Here is a 20,318-nt window from a genome sequence, read left to right as displayed (position 1 = left end):
ATCACCGCGTTCACGTTCGCCAGCCCGCCAGTGTAGCGGATCCCGTGCCCGATCCGGCGGAGCCCCGCCTCGGCGTCGCGCGACAGCCCGTTCGTCTCGACCATCAGCGTGTCGGGGAGCGCCTGGTGATGCAGGCGGGGGGCCCGCATGGCGTCGGCGAGCGACATCCGGTGGTCGATCACGTTCAGGATCACCTGCGACGTCGCGGTGATGATGCGCGGCCCCCCGGCGGCGCCGACCACGAGGAAGAGCTCCCCCCTGGGGTCGAGCACGATCGTCGGCGACATGGCGCTCAGCATCCGCTTCCCCGGGGCGATGGCGTTGGCCTCTCCCTGCACCAGCCCGAACATGTTGGGCTTCCCCGGCGCCGCGGCGAAGTCGTCCATCTCGTCGTTCATGAAGAAGCCGACGTTCTTGAGGTACACCGCCGATCCGTACCCGTTGTTGATCGTCGTCGTCGTCGCCACCGCGTTCCCCTTGTCGTCCACCACCGAATAGTGGGTGGTGTGCATCCCGTCGGCGATCTGGTCGCCGTTAGGCGGGGTGGGCGTCTTGCGGTTGGGGTCGATGGTCCGCGCCAGCTTGCGCGCGTAGTCCTTGCTGGTGAGCTCCTCCAGCGGGACCTTCACGAAGGCCGGGTCGCCCAGCTTGCTGTTGCGGTCGATGAAGGCGCGCTGGTACGCCGAGGCGAGCCAGTGCGCGTACGCCGCGGTCCCCCACGCCGGGACGGTGTCGCCCAGGGCCTCGAGGATGTTGAGCGCCTCGGCCACCACGATCCCCCCGGACGAGGCCGGCGGCATGGAGTACATCGTGTACCCCCGGTAGGTGCTGCGGATGGGGGTGCGCCACAAGGCACGGTAGCGCTCCAGGTCCTCCTTCACGAAGATCCCGCCGCCGCGGCGCATCGCCGCCACCAGCGAGTCGCCCACCTCCCCCTGGTAGAAGGCCCTGGCCCCCTGGTCGGCGATCAGCTGCAACGTCCGGGCGAGGGCGGGCTGCCGGAACCGCGTCCCCGGCGCGAGCGCGTCGCCGTCCTTGAAGAAGACGTCCTTCCCGTCGAAGCGCCCGATGTACCCCTTGCTCGACTTGAGGCTCAGGTACAGCTGCGAGTCCACCACGAAGCCGTCGCGCGCCAGGCGGATGGCGGGGGCCATCACCCGGGCCAGCGGCAACGACCCGTACTTCGCCAGCGCCTCGGTCATCCCCGCCACCGCCCCCGGGACGCCGGAGGCGCGGTAGCCGACGATGCTTTCGTCGGTCGGGTTCCCGCTGGCATCGAGGTACATGTTGCGGCTGGCGGCCAGCGGCGCTACCTCGCGGTAGTCGATGCTGGCCGTGCGCCCATCGGCCATCCGGATCACCATGAAGCCGCCGCCCCCGATGTTCCCCGCCACCGGGTACGTCACCGCCAGGGCGAAGCCGACCGCCACCGCCGCGTCGACCGCGTTGCCGCCGGCCCGGATGATCTCGTTCCCCGCCTCGGAGGCCAGGATCTGGTTGGAGGCGATCATGAAGTGCTCGCCGAACGCCGCCTTCTCCCCCGCCTTGAAGCGCCACCCCTCGGGAAAGGTGACGGCGCGGCGCGGCGGGACCGCCGGCTCGGTGGTGCGGAGCCCGCCGCTGGCCGGAGCAGGAGCGCGGCATGCGGCGGCCGCGAGGAGGGCGAGGACGAGGGCGCGCGATGAGCTCATCGAGAGTCGTGACCGTGGGTTGCCTGACTGTGGATTGCCTGACTGTGGATTGCCTTGCCGCGGGCTGCCTGGGGGACGCGTGCCAAGGCCGGCACTACCCCCCGCCCGGCTACAAGCCGACACGCAAGCCCAGGCGCGTGGTGTAGTGCTGCGTGGTCCGACGCTGGAACAGGTCACTCGACCGTTCGTGCACGCTGTTCCCGTACTCGAAGATCCCCACCAGCTCGAAGTCGCGCGACAGCGTGTAGCCGAAGCCGGTCCCGAACGCCCAGGCGAAGTCGGTGTCCTTTACGTCGGCGAACGCGGCGGCGCCGGCACCGTCGACCGAAAAGTTGCTGTACTGCATCGCCCCGAGGAACCCTTCGTACACGAAGTGGAACCCCGCCCCGCCGCCGGAGCGCAGCGTGAGGCCATAGCTCGCGATCGTCCCCTCGGCGGCGCACCCTTGCCGGCACACCGCGCTCGACGCGTTGCCGACCACCGCCAGCGGCATCCGCGAGTAGTTCCACGCCACGCCGATCGCCGTCCGCGGCGCCACCTCGCGCTCGGCGGTGAGGCGGACCATCCAGTTGGAGTCGTAGTTCCAGGTGGAGTTGGTCCCCGGATCTCCCACCTGGTTGGACCACTGGTAGCCGCCCCAGAACGAACCCCACCACTTGGGCCCGTCGCCGTAGCCCCCCATCGGGCCGCGCCTCTGGGCCTGCGCCGGCGCCGCCAGCGCCAACGCGGCGCCGAGCAGCACCAGGGTTGCACCCAACACTCTCCGCTTCGGGACGTGCCCTATCGTCGCCCGCATGCTCGACTGCATGATCGCTCCGTTGTGACCCCTCTCGGCGCGAGGGTAAGTTATGACGTGTCCCAGGGGAGAGACAGCGAACTCCCCTCGTTACCCTCAGTCACGACTCGCGTGCCACGACGAGCGCTCGATCCCCGCATCACCGAACACCGCAACCCGCGCTCGGCCAACATCGACCTCGCCTCGCCGCTCGAGATCGTCGACATCATTAATGCCGAGGATCGCGGCGTCCCCGAGGCCGTGGCGACGCAGCGTGAGGAGATCGCAAGGGGGATCTCGTTCATCGAGCAAGCCTTCCGCCACGGGGGGAGGCTCTTCTACGCCGGCGCCGGCACGTCGGGGCGGCTCGGGATCCTCGACGCCAGCGAGTGTCCCCCCACCTTCGGGAGCGACCCCGAGCTGGTGCAGGGGATCATCGCCGGCGGCATCGACGCGGTCTTCCGCGCGCAGGAAGGGGCCGAGGACCTCCCGGAGAACGGGGCGCGCGCCGTGGACGAACATGGCGTGCGCGCGGGCGACGTCGTCATCGGGATCGCCGCCTCGGGGACGACGCCGTTCGTGCGAGGCGCCCTGGCGAGGGCGAAGGAGCTGGGCGCGGTCGCCGGGCTCGTCGCCTGCACCCACATCGACGACGGCTTCGCCGCCACGCTCGACCTGGCGATCATCCCGGTCACGGGGCCGGAGGTCGTCACCGGCTCCACGCGCCTCAAGGCCGGGACGGCGACCAAGCTGGTGCTGAACATGCTCACCACGGGGGCGATGATCCGCATCGGGAAGACCTTCGGGAACCTCATGGTCGACCTCAGGGCGACCAACCTGAAGCTCGTCGACCGCAGCCAGCGCATCATCATGGAGGTGTGCGACGTGTCGCGCGACGAGGCGCGCGCGCTGCTGGAGCGTGCCGGCGGGCTGGTGAAGCTGGCCATCGTGATGCACTTGCTCGGCGTGGGGCGCGACGAGGCGGAGCGGGCGCTGGAGCAGGGGGATGGCGTGATCCGGCGCGTGGTGGGAGGGGAGCCGCCCCCGGTGCCCTGAGCGTCAGGCGCCGGCACGGGGGGGCGGAGGATGGCGCCTCTCCATGACCCTAACGCAGGACAGCGATGACGATCGTGGTGGGACTGATGTCCGGGACGTCGCTCGACGGGATCTCGGCCGCCGTGGTGCGCTTCACGCGCGCGGGCGAGGGCGGGCGCATCGGCTACGAGCTGCTGGGCTACGACGTCGTGGCCTACGACGAGGCCCAGCGCGCGCGGCTGGCGCGCGCCCTGCGCGAGGGGACGCCGGAGGAGTACTGCCGGCTCAACTTCGACCTCGGCGAGCTGCTGGCGCGTGCCGCCGTGCAGGTGATCGCCGAGTCGGGGGTCGCGCGGCGCGAGGTGGCGGCCATCGCCTCGCACGGGCAGACGCTCTGGCACGTCCCCGGGCACTCCACGTGGCAGGTGGGGGAGGCGTCGGTGATCGCCGAGCGCCTGGGGCGCCCCGTCGTCTCCGACTTCCGCGTGCGCGACATGGCGGCGGGAGGGCAGGGGGCGCCGCTCGTCCCCATCGCCGATGCGCTGCTCTTCGGCGGCGCCCACTGGCGCGCGCTGCAGAACATCGGGGGGATCGGGAACGTCACCGTCGTCCCGCCTAACGGGGGAGTGACCGGGGTCCGCGCCTTCGACACCGGCCCCGGCGTGGTGGTGATCGACGGCGTCACGCGCGCCCTCGTCCCCTCGCTGCGCTACGACGTGGACGGCGCCCTGGCCCGCCAGGGGCTCCCCGTCCAGGAGGTCGTCGAGGCGGCGCTGCGCGACCCCTACTTCGCCGCGCCCCCTCCCAAGAGCACGGGGCGCGAGCTGTTCTCGCCCGACTACATCGCCTCGTTCATCCGCCAGTGCCGGGCGGTGCGCGCGGAGGCGACGGCGAGCGACATCATCGCCACGGCGGTGGAGCTCACGGCGCACTCCATCGCCGATGCCTACCGGCGATTCCTCCCCGAACCCATCCAGGACGTCGTCGTCTCGGGCGGCGGGGCGAAGAACCCGGCGCTGGTGGAGTCGGTCGCCCGGCTCCTCCCCGGGCGGCAGGTGGTCCCGTTCGACGCGCTGTTCTTCGACGGCGAGGCCAAGGAGGCGGTCGCCTTCGCCCTGCTGGGCTTCTTGCACCTGGAAGGGGTGCCGGGGAACGTCCCGGCGGCGACGGGGGCGGCAGGCGGGAGGGTGCTGGGGAAGCTGACGCCGGCGTGATGCCGTTTCAGCTGCAACCGCTGGTGGCACCGACCGGCGCCGGCGACTCGCACGCCTGGTATTCGTACGTCGCGTCGGTGATCCGGGCGCGCCAGTAGGTATGGCGTCCCTCGCGCAGGAGCCACGACACCTCGCCCGAGGCCGGGATCTTCATCCCGTCCACGGTGAGGAGCTCGCTGGAGAAGGCTCCCTCCCAGGGCGTCGGGACCGACGTCCCGTCCACAGCGCGCTCGCGAATGGCGCTCACGCGGGCGATCCCCCCGTTGGCGTGGAAGCGAACGTCCATCCAGACGGTGGTGCCGGCGTCGGTGAGCGTGGCGCGCGCGGTGGAGTCGTCGATGGCGCTCCAGTTCACCCCCTCGCCCGGGAGGAGCGCGGTGGGAAACCACGCCGACTCGGCCAGGTAGCGCAGCAGCGCCCCGGAGGCGACCGCCTCGGTCCCCTCCACGTGGGCGAGCGGCACCACCCCGCCCAGCGCGCCGAGCATGCTCCCCTTGCCGGCGATGTAGCTGTCGCGCACGAGCATCGGGACCAGCGGGAGGAAGCGGATGCGGGCGTCCCAGACGAAGCCGCGGGGGTGGACGGAGAAGAGCTGGCGCGAGGTGAAGGGCTTCCACTCGTTAGGCCGAAGGGCGAACTCGCCGGCGTGTGTCACGCGGGCGAGCCGCACCAGGCGCTGCCCCGGGGCGAGGACGCGGGCGAAGAAGCGGGCCACGGGCGGGGGGAGGGTGTCGAAGGCCCCGGCCGCCACGCGCGCGTAGGCGACGCGGGCCCCGGCCGTGTCGCCCAAGGCGTTGCGCGCGGCGCGCATCCCGCGCCCTTGTAGCTGCTGAAGCTCCGCCCGCGTGGCCCGCCGCCAGCTGCGCGTCCCGAACGCCACCGCCCCCCACGTCGCGGCGGCGAGCCCGGCGACGAAGAGGATCACGGTGAAGATCCGCCCCATGTGATCCCTCATGGGCGGGGAAGTTCGCACGCCGCGCTCGCCCCGCCTGTCGGGGGCTTGCCGCACCGTTGGCTGGGGATGTCCCGTTGCGTGGCCGGTGCTGGCACCGGGGCGTCCCTGGGTTAGGATAGGACAAGCTCATGAGCGACCTGGCACGACTCATCATCGCCGCCCTGGAATGGGATGCGGCGCTCGGCTTCGCCCCCGCCGAAGGCGAGGTGGAGCGTGCGCTGGCGCTCGGGGTCGGCGGCTTCGTGCTGCTGGGGGGCGACGCTGACGCGGTGGCCGCGCTCACGGCGCGGCTCCGTGCCGCGGCGCGCCACCCGCTGCTCATCATGGCCGCCCCCCACGCGGGGGCAACGGCTCCAGGGGCGCGCGACGCGCTGGCCGTCAGCGCCGCCGCACGCCAGGGGGCGCGCGAGGCGCGGGGCGTCGGCGCCAACTGGGTCATGGCGCCTGTCGACGCGGTGGACGCGGTGCAGCGCGAGGGGGTGCTGGCCTGCATCGGGCGATTCCCGGGCGAGGGGGGGGCCGCTCCCGCACCGCGTGGCGCGCCGAGCACCGTGACGGCGACGCGAGACGAACTCGAGCGCGAGCTGGCCCCCTACCTCGACGCCATCGACGCCGGCGTCGCCTCCATCATGACTGCGCACGTCGCCTACCCCGCGCTGGACGCGAGCGGCGCCCCCTCCACCGCGTCGCACGCCATCGTCCACGGGGTGCTGCGGCAGGCGTATGGCTTCGAGGGATTGATCGTGACGGCGCCGCTGGTGGAAGGGAGCGGGTGGGAGCCGCGTGGCGAGGGGCACATGGCGGCGCGTGCCGTGGCGGCGGGGTGCGACCTCCTGTTCCACCCCAACGATCCGGCGGCGGTGCTGCACGGCCTGGAAGTCGCGGCCGGGCGGACGGTACCGCGGGCGCAGCTCGATGCCTCGCTCGCGCGGCGCGACCACTGGGCGCGCTGGGCGGAAGGGTAGCGGCGGCTACCGCCCCAGCAGCTGCAACAACCGCCAGACGAGGTAGCCGCCGAGCACCACCGCCGAGGCCGCGAGCACCCCGCGCACCACCAGCGACTTCTCGCGCCGCGCCGCGCGCACGGCCGCCGGAAGCTCGAGCGGCGTCTTCTCGTACACCGCTTCCATCTGCGCCGTCCGGGCGTCCAGGAGGTCGTCCAGCGTCTCCCCCTGGACCACCTGGCGCCCCGGGATGGCGAAGGTGCGGTGCCCCACGTGATCGTCCGCGTTAGGCGCGGCCAGCCCCGCTCCCTCGAAGCGCGCCGCCACCACCGTGATGTTGTCCGGCCCCCCCAGCCCGTTGGCCAGCGCCACCAGGCGCCGGCAGGCCATCTGCAGGTCGCGCTCCTCGCCCACGGCGCGGGCAATCTCCTCGGCGCGCACCACCGACGAGAGCCCGTCGGAGCAGAGGACCAGGACGTCGCCCCGGCGCACCCGCTGGTGCGTGAGGTCGATCCGGATCATCGCCTCGGGGCCCAGCGCCTGCAGGATGATGTTGCGCCGCTCGCTCTGCTCCGCCGCCTCCTCGCTGATCTCCCCGGCCTCGATCAGCTTCTGCATCAGCGACTGGTCCTTCGTGATCTGCCGGGCCACGCCATCGCGGACGAGATACGCGCGGGAGTCGCCCACCTGCGCCAGGTACAGCGTGTCGCCCAGGAGCCCGGCGATCGTCGCCGTCGTTCCCATCCCCCGCAGCTCGGGGTGCTCGGCGGCGTGCCGGTAGATGGCGCTGTTCGCCATCGACGTCGCCGACTCCAGCGATTCGGCAAAGGCGCCGGCGTCGAGGCTGCGTCGCGGGGCCCACTCGTCGCGCAGGTAGCGCAGCACCACGTCCACCGCCGTCTCGCTCGCCAGCTCGCCGGCGGCGGCGCCCCCCATCCCGTCGGCCACCATGAAGAGCGTCCCGACCGTCCCCGCCCCCTGGCGCAGCACGTGGCCGAACTCCATCGCCTTCCCGGTGGCGAGGTCGGCGACGACGAAGGCGTCCTCGTTATGCTCGCGCGTCCGCCCCACGTCGGTGAGGGCGTACACCTCGACCATGACCGGGGCCTCGTCTCCCCCCGGCGGGGTGGGCGTGCGCGGCGCCATGGGCTCCACGGGCGTCTTCATCGGCTCGTCGGCACTCCCTGCGTCCTCACGCGCGCGTGGGGATGCAGGACGGAGGGTCGGCGCCGGGGGCGCGGTGGGCGCGGATGGCGGTCAGCGGCTGCGGGCCGGGAACGCGGTCAGGGCAAGATGGCACAAGGAAGCGGGATCCGCTCGATACGTGGGAGAGAGGTCGCGATGGCGCGGTGGCGCGAAGATGGCACCGGGAGACATACGGGGCAACCACATCCGTGGATTCGCCCGCTCCCCGTGGGGGGGTTAGCTTCGCCCTCATGCGCCCCCCGTTCTCCCTCGTCACGCCCGCGCCGGCGTGCGCCGCGCTGGTCGCGCTGGTCGCGCTGGCCGCGCTGGCCGCGCTGGCCGCCTGCGCCCCCGCGCATCGCCCCGCCACCGCCCCCGTGCCAGAGGGGGGCGACTCGTCGCGTGTCGCCCGCCCCCCTGCCTTCCCGCCGATGCCGCGCGTGGTGGGGAAGCTCGATCTGCGCGTCGTGTATCCCTCCGATCGCGCCACGATCTTCGCCCGCGACTCGACCTTCCTGTTCGGCTCCACCGGGAGCGGGGAGGCCCGGCTTACCATCAATGGCGTCGACGTCCCCGTGCACCCCAACGGTTCGTGGCTGGCGTGGCTCCTCCTCCCGCCGCGGGAGCGCGCGCAGTGGGAGCTGGTGGCGACGCAGGGGGCGGATACGGTGCGCCTGCTGCGGCGGCTCGTGCTCCCGGCGCCGCGCCGGGTCCTGTCCGACAGCGCCCCGCTCGTGGTCGACTCGGCGTCGCTCCGCCCCGGGGGGCGCGAGGCGCGGCGGGGGAGTGACCTGGTGCGGGTGGCGGTGCGGGCGCCGCGGAACGCGGCCGTGCACTTTGTTGCAGCCGACGGGAGCCGCCGGGCGCTGGTGAACCTCGGGGAGGCGGGACTGTCCGGGGACTCCACGCTGTGGGCCACCGAGGTGGAGGCCCGCGCGTTGCAGCTGCAAGGGAGGGTGGTGGTGGCGCGCGGCGCCGACAGCGTGGCGCTGGCGACCGGGCGCGTCGCCCTGGCCGACTCCGCGGGGGCGCGCTACGCCGTGGTGGGCGATCGCCCCGCCCCGCAGGGCCCCTTTGCCCCCGATTCCGACCGCGTCGTCATCGCCCGCCCGGTGGCCAACGGGGGGACGTACAAGTGGTTCCTCCTCCCGGGGACGGTGGTGGAGGTGACCGGGCGCTCGGGCGACATGGTGCGGGCGCGGCTCGATCGCGACCTGGAGGTGTGGCTGGCGGGGGGCGACCTGCGCGAGCTCCCCGCCGGGACGCCGGCCCCCGTGCGGGTGGCGGGGAACGCCCGCGTGGTCTCGCGCGGGGGAGAGGCGAGCGACCTCGTGATCCCGATGGGCGAGCGCCCCCCGTACATCGTGCACGAGGGGGAGCGCCAGCTGGTGCTGGAGCTGTACGGGACCGTGGCCAACACCGACATCCTGAACTACGCCACCGGCGACTCCATCGTGCGGCGGGTCACGTGGGAGCAGGCGGGGAGCGAGCGGGCCCGGTACGTGATCGAGCTGAACGCCCCCGTGTTCGGCTACCTGGTGCGCTGGGAGCGTGGCGCCCTGGTGCTGCGCCTGCGCCGGGCCCCGGCGGTGAACCCTACGCGTCCGCTGCAGGGGGTGACGATCGCGGTGGATGCCGGCCACCCTCCCGCGGGGTCCACCGGCCCCACGGGGCTCTACGAGGCGGTGGCCACGCTGGCCATCGCGCAGCGCCTCGAGGCCGTTTTGAAGGGGCGCGGGGCGACCGTGTACATGACGCGCACCGCCCCCGGGGCCGTGGGGCTCATCGACCGTCCCGAGATGGCGCGGCGCGCCGGGGCGCACGCCTTCGTGAGCATTCACCTCAACGCCCTCCCCGACGGGGTGAACCCGTTCACGGCGCACGGGACCGGGACGTACTACTTCAACGCGCGCAGCGTCCCCCTTGCCCGCGAGGTGCAACGCGGGATGGTGCGGCGCATGGGGCTGCGCGACCTGGGGATCAACTACGACAACCTGGCCGTCGTCCGTCCCACGTGGATGCCGTCGGTGCTGTGCGAGGGGGCCTTCGTGATGATCCCCGAGCAGGAGGCGCTGCTGCGGACGCCGGAGTTCCAGGAGGCATATGCACTGGGGGTGGCGGATGGGCTCGAGGCGTATTTCCGGCGATTGGCGCGGTAGGCTCCCGTCTTCTCGTCTTCCCGTCTTCTCGTCTTCTCGTCCTCTGTAGTCTCGTTAGGCCCGCGGTTTCGCGATTCCAGGCAAGCCACTGTGCGAACCCTTCGGTCGCGTCAAGGGTTAGTAACCAGTGGGGCGCCGAAAATCGCCCCTTGCCCAAACCGTGCGTCGCTGGCGTCTAGTCCGTAAGCCTTGGTAGGGCAATGGCTTGGGGTGACTGACCGATCGGGTGCCTTCAGGTCGAAAGAATCTTCGGGGGCGACGTGGGCGCCGTTGGTGGCGCCAATCGTGGAAATCTGCCCGGGGGTCGGATTCGTGATGTTGATAAGCTAAATTATTGCCACCACGGCACTTCCGTGGGCACTGGCGCGCTCTCACGAGGCCAAGTAAACTGCCCGCCCGCGCTTGACTGACCTGGGTTTGCGGTCGCCGCGCGGCGATGTGCCGAGCCAGTCCGTCTGCAACACCTGATCGATATACACCGGAGGTACTTCCGACATGCCCCTCTCCTCCAAGCCGCCTGCCGGCGCCGTCCAGCTCTCGAAGAACGCACTCACGGTTCTGGAGAAGCGCTACCTCGTGAAGGACGCATCCGGCAAGCCGACCGAGACCGCCGAGCAGCTCTTCTGGCGCGTGGCCACGGTCGTCGCCGAGGCGGATCGTCGCTATGGCGCGACGGATGGAGCGGTGCAGGAGGTGGCCGAGGCGTTCTATCGCCTCATGACCGAGTCGCGCTTCGAGCCCAACTCGCCCACGCTCATGAACGCCGGGCGCCCGTTAGGCCAGCTCTCGGCGTGCTTCGTGCTCCCCGTCGACGATGCCCTGTCCAACGGGCGCAGCGGGATCTACGACACCCTCCGCTCCATGGCGCTCATCCACCAGAGCGGCGGCGGGACCGGCTTCTCCTTCTCGCGCCTGCGCGCCAAGGGGTCGATGGTCCGCTCCACCACCGGCGTCGCGTCGGGGCCCGTGTCGTTCATGAAGCTGTACGACGCGTCGACCGACGCCGTGAAGCAGGGGGGGACGCGCCGCGGGGCCAACATGGGGATCCTGCGCGTCGACCACCCCGACATCATGGAGTTCATCGCCTGCAAGGAAGACCTCACGCAGGTGACCAACTTCAACATCTCGGTCGCCGTGACCACCCGGTTCATGGAGGCCCTCAAGGCCGGCGAGTCGTACGACCTCGTCGACCCGGGGACGGGGAACGTGGTCGGGCAGCTCGACGCCCGCATGGTGTGGGACAGGATGATCGAGGGGGCGTGGCGCACCGGCGAGCCCGGCGTCTTCTTCATCGACGAGGCCAACCGCTACAACCCGGTCCCGCACCTTGGCGCCTACGAGGCCACCAACCCGTGCGGCGAGCAGCCGCTCCTGGCGTACGACGTCTGCAACCTGGGGTCCATCAACGTCGGCTACTACGTCAAGGACGGGGCGATGGACTGGGACGCCTTCCGGCGCGACGTCCATCTGTCGACGCACTTCCTCGACAACATCATCGACGTCAACAAGTACCCGCTGCCGGAGATCGACGCGCTCTCCAAGCGCATCCGCCGCATCGGGCTCGGCATCATGGGCTTTGCGGACGCTCTCGTGCGTTTGGGGATCCCGTACGACACCCCCGAGGGGGTGGAGTTCGGGCGCAAGGTGATGGAGTTCGTCGACGTCGAGGCCAAGAAGGAGAGCGAGCGCCTGGCCAACGAGCGCGGCGCCTTCCCCGAGTGGGCGCGCTCCATCTGGGGGCCCGACGCCACCTGCGCGCGTGACGCCAGCGGCCAGCGCATCCGTCCCATGCAGCTGCTGCGCAACTGCAACGTCACCACCGTCGCCCCCACCGGGACCATCTCCATCATCGCCGGCTGCTCGTCGGGGCTGGAGCCGCTCTTTGCCGTGGCCTTCATGCGCAACCAGGCCGGCGTGATGATGCCCGACGTCAACGAGGACTTCGTCGCCGTGGCGAGGAAGGAGGGGTGGTACAGCGACCAGCTCATGGAGCGCATCGCCAAGTCCGGGAGCGTCAAGCAGCCCGAGGTCCCCGAGCGTTGGCAGCAGGTGTTCGTGACCGCCAACGAGATCGCCCCCGAGATGCACGTGCGCATGCAGGCGGCGTTCCAGCTGCACACCGACTCGGCCATCTCCAAGACCACCAACTTCGCGTACACCGCCAGCAAGGACGACGTCCGCGCCATCTACGAGCTGGCGTACGACATGAAGTGCAAGGGGGTGACCGTGTACCGTGACGGGTCGCGTGACAACCAGGTGTTGAGCACCGGGGCCACCGACACCGCCAAGGCCGCGCGCGAGGGGAAGGAGACGCCGGCGGAGAAGCGCCAGATCGGCGAGCTGCAGGGGACCATCGCCGAGCTCAACGCCGAGATCGAGCGGTTGAAGAAGAACCTGTTCGAGGTGGAGAGCGAGAACCTGCAGCGCCGGATGAAGCGCTCGCGCCCCGACCGTCTCAAGTCGACGTCCATCCGCAAGGAGACGCCGCTGGGGACGATGTACGTGCACATCACCGAGGACGAGAAGGGGCAGCCGTTCGAGGTCTTCATCACGTTAGGCAAGGCCGGCGGGAGCGCCATGGCCGACGCCGAGGCGATGGGGCGGTTGATCTCGCTGGCGCTGCGTTCCGGGGTGCCGCTGATGGAGGTGCACCGGCAGCTGCGCGGGATCTCGTCGGATCGGGCGGTCGGGCTCGGGCCGAACAAGATTCTCTCGGTGCCGGATGCGATCGGGATCGCGTTGCACGACTGGTTCCAGGCGCAGCAGGGGGTTCAGCAGGAGCTGATTCGGCAGACGCCGGTTGGCTCGGCGCCGGTGGTCGGGCAGGTGACGGTGGCGCATGTGGCGCCTGGGGATTCGGGGGAGCAGTTGGCGTTTGCTTCGCTCAATGAGCAGATGGCGCAGAGCTTTATTGGGACTTGTCCGGATTGTGGGTCACAGCTGGAGTTTGCTGAGGGGTGTGTGAAGTGTCATGTGTGTGGGTTTAGTGAATGTGGGTGATAGCTATCTGATGGGGTGAGGGGGGTGGGGCGGGGGGGGATAAGGTGAGATGTTGAGCGGGGCCCCCGGGGAGAGCTGGGGGCCCCGTGTTGTCTGTCTGCAGGGGCTATTGTGATTATCCGAGTGAAGATGCGAGGATAGCGCGGGTGCGGGCGAATGCGGTTGGAGGGCCAAGTTGTTCGCTTGCAGGGAGATGTGGGTGGAGTGTGGATCGAGCTGGAGTGGTGTTATGCGCGCATTGGGGTGGCGGATAGTGCTGGAGTGCAGCTCTTGGTTGGATTATCTGGGAAGGCCTAACTGGCGTTAGGCGGAGCTAAAATGCCAGCTCGCTCGAACATGTTTCAACGGCTCGTTGCTGCCGTTCACAAAGACCTCGGCCCCGGATGGACCGTTGAAGAATCGCGATCCCTCACGGACGCGCGCACGGGCGAGCAGCGGGAGGTAGACGTTGTCGCCGAGGCACTCGTGGGTGGCTATCCCATTGTCATCAGTATCGAGGTTCGCGATCGCGGTCGTGCCGCAGATGTGACGTGGGTTGAAGCCATGGCTCAGAAGCATGACGACCTTCCGACATCAAAGCTGGTGCTCTGGTCGTCGACCGGATTCTCCAACAGCGCGATCACGAAGGCGCGGGCACTCGGGATCGAGACGATCGTCCCGGGGGGGATCGATCGTGCTCCATGGGCCTCGCTGGCACGCCAGCTTATCGGGGGTTCAGTCAAACTCCTACGACCGAGCTTCGATCCTGTGGTCGATGTGAGACTAGACGATGGCACCTTGGTCAGGTGGCCAGCGACAAAGGAGACCGTCTTGATGCAGAAGGACGGCGACGCCGAGGCCCGCGTTGGCGCAATTCTCAGCCAGGTATCCGACAGCCCCGAAGTCCGAAGCACACTGCTTGATCATGCTCCTGCGGGGTCGGGCAGTTTTCATGCGATCTACGAACCGCCCTTTCCTTGCATCGTGCGAGGGCCGAACGGTGAGGTCGGTACTCTCACTCGTCTCGTAATCGGCATCGACACCATTGCCGAGCTGGCACCAGTCGTCTCACGCACGGTAGTCCACGGGGAAGTGGCGACAACGATTGCGGAGGCGGGGGTTGCGGACGGCGTGCTTCGCGTGGTTACTAGAGAGCCAGCGACCGGCTCCATCAGTGTCAGCGCGGAGCACGTCAAGGCACGCATAGGCCAAGAGCCCGCCTAACATGAGATTGCACCAGATAGCCGGGCTATGGTGTGCTCGCTCCGCTCGCACTATTACCTTCGGCTGCACGTGAACCCAGACGTTAGACTGAAGTCACGGTCTCCTTGCACCCTCGGAGATGAAAAGCGAACATCCAGTCCGTGACGGTACCGTCGCGACCGTCCTCGGCGGACTAATCCTCGCAGGACTCGGCAAGGTGAGCGGGGTTGTTCCGCAAGGTTGGGATTTCGGGGCACTGGCAGTCAGAGCGCTGTGGAACCTTCTAGCGTATCGCATTGAGCTTGCGGTCCCCGTCTGGGCGTGTATTCTCGCAATCGCGGCAGCGGTTGGTGTCGCGGGTCTTGTCGTATGGATTCGCCGGGCACTCGCCGACGCTGAGACAGCGACGGATTCCTTGCCCGAACTGGACGAGGTTGAGTCCTGGGCAATGCAGGCTCTCGCGCGTTACGACGGCGGCAGAGTTAGTGTCAGCACACTAGCGCGCGAGTCGGGCGTTGCGGCTCTCCGGCTGGACCGCGCAATCGAACGGCTCGAGAGGGAGAAGCTGGTGACGTTGCATCAGAACTACATGCACGGCACGATGCTCACGCCAACGCGCAGGGGTAGAGATCTTCTTCTCACACGTGGTTGGGTGCGCTAGTTCTGGCGCGCCTCAGCCTAACGACGCTTGCTGCAGGTGAACGCGGGTGCGGATCGCAGTAGTGGTGACCTGCGCCCCGAGAACGGGACCGAGTGGTAGGTTAGGGGCACGAGCCAGGCCCGGTGCCGGAGGAGGCCCACATGAAGCGGAAGCGCTTCACGGAAGAGCAGATCGTCGCGATCCTGAAGGAGGCGGCGGGCAGTGACAACGCCCGCCTGGTGGTGCGCAAGCACGGTATCACGGAGACCACGTTCTACCGCTGGAAGGCAAAGTACAGCGGGATCGGCCTGCCCCAGGTGAAACGGCTCAAGGCCCTCGAGGACGAGAACACGCGCCTCAAGCGCCTCGTGGCCGAGCTCAGCCTCGACAACTCGATGCTGAAAGACGTGGTGGGACGAAAGTGGTGACGCCGGCACAGCGACGGACGGCCGTCACCCATCTCAAGGCCACGTATCCCGTGAGCACCCGTCGCGCGTGCGAGCTCGTGCACCGGGTGCGCTCGCGCTGGTATCACCAGAGCACCCGGCCCAGTGATGGCGCCTTGGCGGACGCGTTGCGCGAGAAGGCCGCCGAGCGACCGCGCTGGGGCTATCGCCGGCTGCACGTTTTGCTGGCCCGCGACGGCTGGCAGGTGAATCACAAGCGCGTGCGCCGTGTCTATCGCAGTACGGGGTTGCAGGTCAGACGGCGGAAGCGGAAACAGGTCTCGCTCGCTCGGGTGCCCCGTCCCGTCGCCATCCAGCCGAATCAGGTCTGGGCGATGGACTTCATCAGCGATCAGTGCACGACCGGTCGCCGCTTTCGCGTACTCAGCCTCATCGACACGTTCACGCGAGAATGCCTCGCCTTGGAAGCCGACACGTCGCTGCCCGCCGCTCGAGTGGTGCGCGTCCTCGACGACGTCACCAGCCTGCGCGGCACGCCCCGCGCGATCACGGTCGATAACGGCCGCGAGTTCGTCGCCCGCGCGCTCGATGCGTGGGCGTATGCACGCCAGGTGCAACTCGCCTTCATCCGCCCCGGGAAGCCCGTCGACAACGCCTACGTCGAGAGTTTGCACGACAAGATCCGCGCCGAATGCCTGGACCAACACTGGTTCACGAATCTGCACGATGCCCGAGACATCATCTCCGCGTGGCAGGACGACTACAACACCGTGCGTCCGCATTGCTCCCTGCAGCAATTGACCCCGAACGAATACTCGCGCACCTTCACCCGTTCACCCCAGTCCCCGGCCTGCACTTCGTAGTGGTCCCGCTTTGGGGAGCAGGTCACCAGAACAAGACGGTCTACCTCGCGTTAGGCGTCCAGCCGGACGGGACACGGGAGGTCCTCGGCTTCTGGATCGTGCAGACCGAAGGCGACGCGTTCTGGCACCGCGTCTTCAGCGAACTGCAGAGCCGCGGGGTGGCCGACATCCTCATCGCGCTCATCGACGGTCTGGCCGGGCTCCCCCAGGCGCTGCACGCCGTGCTTCCGCACACGGTGATCCACCAGTGCCTTGTGCACCTCGTGCGCCAGAGTCTGCAGTTCGTGAGCTACCAGGACCGGATAGCGCTCGTGCCGCTGCTGCGGGCGATCTATCAGGGCCCCAGCGAGACCAGCGCCCGGGTGGCGCTCTGCCACTTGGCGACCACACCGATGGCACAGCGCTATCCCCAGATTCTGGCGCTCTGGGAGCGGCACTGGGAGCGCATCACCCCCGCCCTCGCGTATCCGCTCGCGGTGCGCCGGGTGCTCTAGACGACGAACGCCATCCAGAGCTTTAACAGCCAGCTCCGCAAGCAGCTCAAGGCTCGGGGGCACTTCCCAAACGACGAGGCGGCCGCGAAGCTCTTGTACCTCGCGCTGCGGAACATCCAGAAGACCTGGCATGCCAAACCCGCGCAGCACTGGCGCGCCGCGCTGCCGCAATTGAAGCTCCTGTTCGGCGACCGTCCGCCGGACGTGTGGTGAAGGCCGTTCAGGCGTAGCGGCTCATTCACAGAAGATCGGACAAGCCCGTCTCCGACGAACCCGGGGCGGTTCAGCGGCTGCTCGGCGCGCCGACATGACCACAGTCTGCCGCGCCATCGCCCTTGCCGGTAGATTCACATGAACGAGCGGTCGTGCCGCCCCTCTCCGACGAACTCACCCAGTCCACATCACTCACGCCCTCTCTCCCCGCCCACGAAGCGTCCCATTCGATCTCGAGGGGCCCTTCGTCACCGGGTCTTTGAGCGCAATGCCGGGTCATCGCAACATGAGCGAACAACGCATTCACGTGGATTCCGTCGGAACGCCCGACGCAGCATGGCCGATAGCGGTTCAGACGCGGCGCGCCGTTCTGTGGATCGCTCCCGGATTCTCCTCCCAGGTCGCATCGGCGGAGGAACCAGAAGCTCTTGTAGGCGCCCTAGCCGGAACGCTACTCCATCCGTGGGCTGCCGTCTTCCTCGACGCTGAAGGTCTCCCCGTTGATGCGGTTCGCGACAAACATCCCCTCGTTGGCGACTTGCCATTTCGGGTGTACCGCGAAAATCCAGCCGCTGATCCGCCCCAGAACCGCGTTCCGATCTACGTCCTCCCAGAGACTTCGGCGACATCACCGTCCTCATCGCGCCCGTCCGCAGTCAGCACCCTGCACCGTCTCCAGATGTTGCAGAGGGTGCCCGCGGGTGCGGTTGTCTTCGTCCTCGGCCTCACGCGTCAGAGCGACCTCGCCGGACTCCTGCAGGCGTGTGAACTCTCGGACGCCATTCGGCGGCTGGTCTTCGTCGGACCGCGGTTGCCCGACCCGATTACGCTACCTAGCGTCGACACGGCGATTCACTGGCCGGCGTCGGTCGCAGAATTCCTGGAGTGTCTTGACTCGGTCGAACCGCTGGGCGAGGAGGCCGACGGCCTGCTCATTCGCGTTCGCGCAGGAGACATGGACAAGTCCATCAATCTCGCAACATGCGTTGACCGTAGCCATCCCATCACCTCGCGGTTCGAACTTGTCTCCATCCGCCACCTGCTTGATGGCGGTTCACCGACTCTCGATGCCCTCCGCGCATTCCTGGCGCACCCGGCTGGGGACTGGCGTCCCTACGCATCCGGAATACCGTATCCCCGACATGCTGAGCACCGGCGCGTTGTACTTAAGTATCTCGCTCGCTTCTCGCGAGAGGGCCCGGCCGCCACAGAAACAATCTGGCTTCAGGCAGAGGACGGGTCAGGTGCCACGACAGCCGTACGCCAGCTCGCGTTTGATTTGGCGAACGCCGGCCACCCGGTCCTCGTCGCTCGGGCCGACGCACTCGACTTTGATTTTCACCAGCTCGCCACATTCCTCACGCGCGCGGGAGATCGCTTCGTAGCCGAAGGTGTGTCGTCGGGTGAGACACCATGGACGATCGTCTTCGACGCCCAGCACACCCAACTGCAGTGGGAGTTTGTGACCGGCGTCGCGAGCGGCCTCAAGCGCCTGCAACGCTCCGCGATCGTCCTTGCGGTCCGTCCGTACAACGACCGCACGGATGACGCTCGGCGTGATGCGCTGGGCTCCAACCAGTTTCTGCGTCCGCCGCTGCGAAATTCGGTGGACATCGACGAGGCCGTCGCCCTCGGCGAGCACTTCGACAGGATTCTGCCTCCTGAACTGAGACGCACGCGGAGCGAGTGGGAATGGGTGATTGCCGACACGCTTCGTGTAACGTCGGAAGGCACCCGCAGCCTCTTTTGGGTGGCGCTTCGGTTCTGGCTCCTCCGCGTCCCCGGATCCGAAGAGCATCTCCACACTTGGTTGCGCCGGCACCTTGACGTCTCGACGGCTGGGCGCCCTGATCTCTATGCAGCCGTTCTCGAAACCGCCGCGTTGTCAAAGCACCGGCTTGAGATGCCGCAGGAGTTGCTCGCGTCCGGTGCCCTTCGCCAGCTACGCACATTGGCTAGCGAGGACAGCAATCTCCTTGGCCTCATCGTCCTGCACCGTGCGTCGTCATCGGGGTTTGCTTTCGCGCACTCACTGACGGCCGAGGAGCTGCTTCGGCTCGCGTCACGTGACGATTCGGCGCTCACTGCCGTCGGGATGCCAGCCTGTCTGAACGCGTTCGACCTCGAACTGCACGTGCTGGAGCGCATCATCACACGTGATGTCATAGGCGGACCAGTCGGCGTTAGGCTAGTCGAGGAACTCGTCACCTCGGCTCTGCGAGTGGATCCGTTCGAAGCGCCTCGGAACTATCAGGAGCGCGATCGTATCGTACGGATGCTCGAGCGGGTTCCGGATGCGGTTTGGGATGACAGCCAGATCTTCAACCATCACGTTGCGAAAGCCCGGCGACATCTAGCGTTGGACCCGCCCGATGCCTCTTGGCACTCAGATGCCGTGCGCGAGCAGCTTGAGCTAGCCGAGAACCATTTGCTTGATGCAATCGACAATATCCGGCCAAGCGATGATGGTAGACGCGAATCGTCCCTCAATCTGAGAGTGTCGCTCGCGCTGACGTACGACGCTCGGGCCAAGCATGAGCACCGCACCGGCCACCCTACAGAAGCCGAGAGATTCCGTGCGGCTGCGGATGCCGCCTACCGTGCGGCGCAACGGATGGACTCCGACAACTCCTATGTCTTGGAGAACTTCGCGCGGTTCAAGTTGAATCAGCAGATGCCGTTCGTTGACGGAGAGGAGCGTATCCGATTGGTGGTGGATGCGATCAGCCTGCTTGAGTGGGAGCTTCAAACCGATCAAGGAGGGCGCCGAGAAGAGCCCATTCTGTTCGAGCTCGCCAACGCGTACGACGCCCTGGAGAAAGGTGACGGCCGATCGCTCTTGGTTCGTCTGGCCCAAAATGGATCCGAACCTGCGCTCGTGGCCCTTGCGAAGCTTGCGGTGCGCATCCATGCATCCGAGGCCGCACCATCCGAGGAAGCGCTCTCTGAGGCTGAGAGGTTGTTGAGGGCCGTGCCAGTCGACCAAGCCACGTCTCGGTCGATTTTCGCACTCTATAGAGTCATTTCGCGGAGGAGACCGCTGGACTTTGCTGAAAGACTGGAGCTCCTTGTCGCTCTGGAGGGCGATCCCGATTTCTCGCTGCCGCTTCAGATCATGATGGAGCTCGGCATTCTGCTGTTTCAAATCGGTGAGACTGCTCAACGAAGAAGGGGCGAGTCGGTGTTCCGTCACCTTAGGGACCAGCTTGGCGAGCGCGGCGGCGCCCTCCATGTGCCCGATGAAATGCGCTTTCTCGGGGATCCGGCCAAATCGTTCAGCGAGCGCCTCTTGACCTCCATCTTTGTCCGCAACCTGGCGGATGGAGGGCGGAACTACTTTGGGGTCCCTCATGGATGGGGCACCGTGCAGATCCCCATGCGGGTGCACGACTTTGGTCCCAACCTGCGGCACGGATCCGAGCGGGATTGCTTTATTCGGTTTACCAACTTTGGCCCGCAGGCCGTTCCTCCAACGGTTGAATAGCGGCTCTGAATGGAGATCAATCGGAGTCGCATCTCCCGTGCAGCGCCGGAACCTGGGGCCCGACCTCAGCAGCCTAG

General features: G+C 68.4%; 13 protein-coding genes. 9 read left to right on the top strand and 4 right to left on the bottom strand.

Annotation, left to right across the window (positions count from 1 at the left end; genetic code table 11):
• Both ABS52_15540 and ABS52_15535 read right to left on the bottom strand, forming a co-directional pair.
• The coding region (locus tag ABS52_15540; protein ODT02060.1) for a gamma-glutamyltransferase at positions 1-1,691 on the bottom strand (1,691 nt) is incomplete at its 3' end.
• A 109-nt stretch (positions 1,692-1,800) separates the two neighbouring features.
• Positions 1,801-2,433 carry a hypothetical protein gene (locus ABS52_15535; protein ODT02059.1) on the bottom strand — a complete coding sequence of 211 codons (633 nt, stop codon included), beginning with the start codon at positions 2,431-2,433 and terminating at the stop codon, positions 1,801-1,803.
• Between the two features lie 165 nt (positions 2,434-2,598).
• Here ABS52_15535 and ABS52_15530 point away from each other — a divergent pair, with 165 nt between their 5' ends.
• Together ABS52_15530 and ABS52_15525 are read left to right on the top strand one after the other, a co-directional pair.
• Positions 2,599-3,522, top strand: a complete 924-nt coding sequence (locus ABS52_15530) for an N-acetylmuramic acid 6-phosphate etherase (GenBank protein ID ODT02058.1) — start codon at positions 2,599-2,601, stop codon at positions 3,520-3,522.
• Between the two features lie 65 nt (positions 3,523-3,587).
• Positions 3,588-4,715: an anhydro-N-acetylmuramic acid kinase gene (locus ABS52_15525; GenBank protein ODT02057.1), complete on the top strand. Its 1,128-nt coding sequence runs from the start codon at positions 3,588-3,590 to the stop codon at positions 4,713-4,715.
• 7 nt (positions 4,716-4,722) lie between these two features.
• On the opposite strand, the gene ABS52_15520 is transcribed toward ABS52_15525, so the two are convergent.
• Entirely contained in the window at positions 4,723-5,658 is a 936-nt protein-coding gene (locus ABS52_15520) for a hypothetical protein (protein ODT02056.1), read from the bottom strand.
• Between the two features lie 140 nt (positions 5,659-5,798).
• On the opposite strand from ABS52_15520, the gene ABS52_15515 reads away from it, so the two are divergent.
• Complete coding sequence (locus ABS52_15515) at positions 5,799-6,635, top strand: hypothetical protein (GenBank protein ODT02055.1); 837 nt, start codon at positions 5,799-5,801, stop codon at positions 6,633-6,635.
• Between the two features lie 6 nt (positions 6,636-6,641).
• On the opposite strand, the gene ABS52_15510 is transcribed toward ABS52_15515, so the two are convergent.
• Entirely contained in the window at positions 6,642-7,781 is a 1,140-nt protein-coding gene (locus tag ABS52_15510; GenBank protein ID ODT02054.1) for a hypothetical protein, read from the bottom strand.
• Positions 7,782-8,050: 269 nt separating this feature from the next.
• Here ABS52_15510 and ABS52_15505 point away from each other — a divergent pair, with 269 nt between their 5' ends.
• The 6 genes from ABS52_15505 to ABS52_15480 all read left to right on the top strand — a co-directional run bounded on the left by ABS52_15505 (position 8,051) and on the right by ABS52_15480 (position 20,241).
• Positions 8,051-9,958: a hypothetical protein gene (locus ABS52_15505; protein ID ODT02053.1), complete on the top strand. Its 1,908-nt coding sequence runs from the start codon at positions 8,051-8,053 to the stop codon at positions 9,956-9,958.
• A gap of 495 nt (positions 9,959-10,453) precedes the next feature.
• Positions 10,454-12,958: a ribonucleoside-diphosphate reductase, adenosylcobalamin-dependent gene (locus tag ABS52_15500; GenBank protein ODT02052.1), complete on the top strand. Its 2,505-nt coding sequence runs from the start codon at positions 10,454-10,456 to the stop codon at positions 12,956-12,958.
• Between the two features lie 1,983 nt (positions 12,959-14,941).
• Positions 14,942-15,208 (top strand): transposase, encoded by a 267-nt coding sequence (locus tag ABS52_15495; GenBank protein ID ODT02061.1) that lies wholly within the window; start codon positions 14,942-14,944, stop codon positions 15,206-15,208.
• Positions 15,202-16,050 carry a hypothetical protein gene (locus ABS52_15490; protein ODT02051.1) on the top strand — a complete coding sequence of 283 codons (849 nt, stop codon included), beginning with the start codon at positions 15,202-15,204 and terminating at the stop codon, positions 16,048-16,050. The genes ABS52_15495 and ABS52_15490 overlap by 7 nt, the downstream gene beginning before the upstream one ends.
• The gene (locus tag ABS52_15485; protein ODT02050.1) at positions 16,050-16,544 is read left to right on the top strand and encodes a hypothetical protein; all 495 of its coding nucleotides are present in this window, start codon (positions 16,050-16,052) and stop codon (positions 16,542-16,544) included. The genes ABS52_15490 and ABS52_15485 overlap by 1 nt, the downstream gene beginning before the upstream one ends.
• A gap of 892 nt (positions 16,545-17,436) precedes the next feature.
• Positions 17,437-20,241, top strand: coding sequence for a hypothetical protein (locus tag ABS52_15480; protein ID ODT02049.1), 2,805 nt, complete (start codon positions 17,437-17,439; stop codon positions 20,239-20,241).
• Positions 20,242-20,318 lie beyond the last annotated feature (77 nt).

It is taken from the genome of Gemmatimonadetes bacterium SCN 70-22 (assembly GCA_001724275.1).
Taxonomy (GTDB): Bacteria; Gemmatimonadota; Gemmatimonadetes; order Gemmatimonadales; family Gemmatimonadaceae; genus SCN-70-22.
The sequence above is the reverse complement of the archived record's forward strand: the minus strand, read 5'-3'. Positions and strand labels throughout refer to the sequence as shown.

Excerpts from the sequence above, each read along its gene's own strand:
- ABS52_15480 (ODT02049.1), top strand. The coding sequence starts at position 17,437 with ATGTTGCAGAGGGTGCCCGCGGGTGCGGTTGTCTTCGTCCTCGGCCTC.
- ABS52_15525 (ODT02057.1), top strand. The coding sequence starts at position 3,588 with ATGACGATCGTGGTGGGACTGATGTCCGGGACGTCGCTCGACGGGATC.
- ABS52_15505 (ODT02053.1), top strand. The coding sequence starts at position 8,051 with ATGCGCCCCCCGTTCTCCCTCGTCACGCCCGCGCCGGCGTGCGCCGCG.
- ABS52_15495 (ODT02061.1), top strand. The coding sequence starts at position 14,942 with ATGAAGCGGAAGCGCTTCACGGAAGAGCAGATCGTCGCGATCCTGAAG.
- ABS52_15520 (ODT02056.1), bottom strand. The coding sequence starts at position 5,658 with ATGGGGCGGATCTTCACCGTGATCCTCTTCGTCGCCGGGCTCGCCGCC.
- ABS52_15515 (ODT02055.1), top strand. The coding sequence starts at position 5,799 with ATGAGCGACCTGGCACGACTCATCATCGCCGCCCTGGAATGGGATGCG.
- ABS52_15510 (ODT02054.1), bottom strand. The coding sequence starts at position 7,781 with ATGAAGACGCCCGTGGAGCCCATGGCGCCGCGCACGCCCACCCCGCCG.
- ABS52_15500 (ODT02052.1), top strand. The coding sequence starts at position 10,454 with ATGCCCCTCTCCTCCAAGCCGCCTGCCGGCGCCGTCCAGCTCTCGAAG.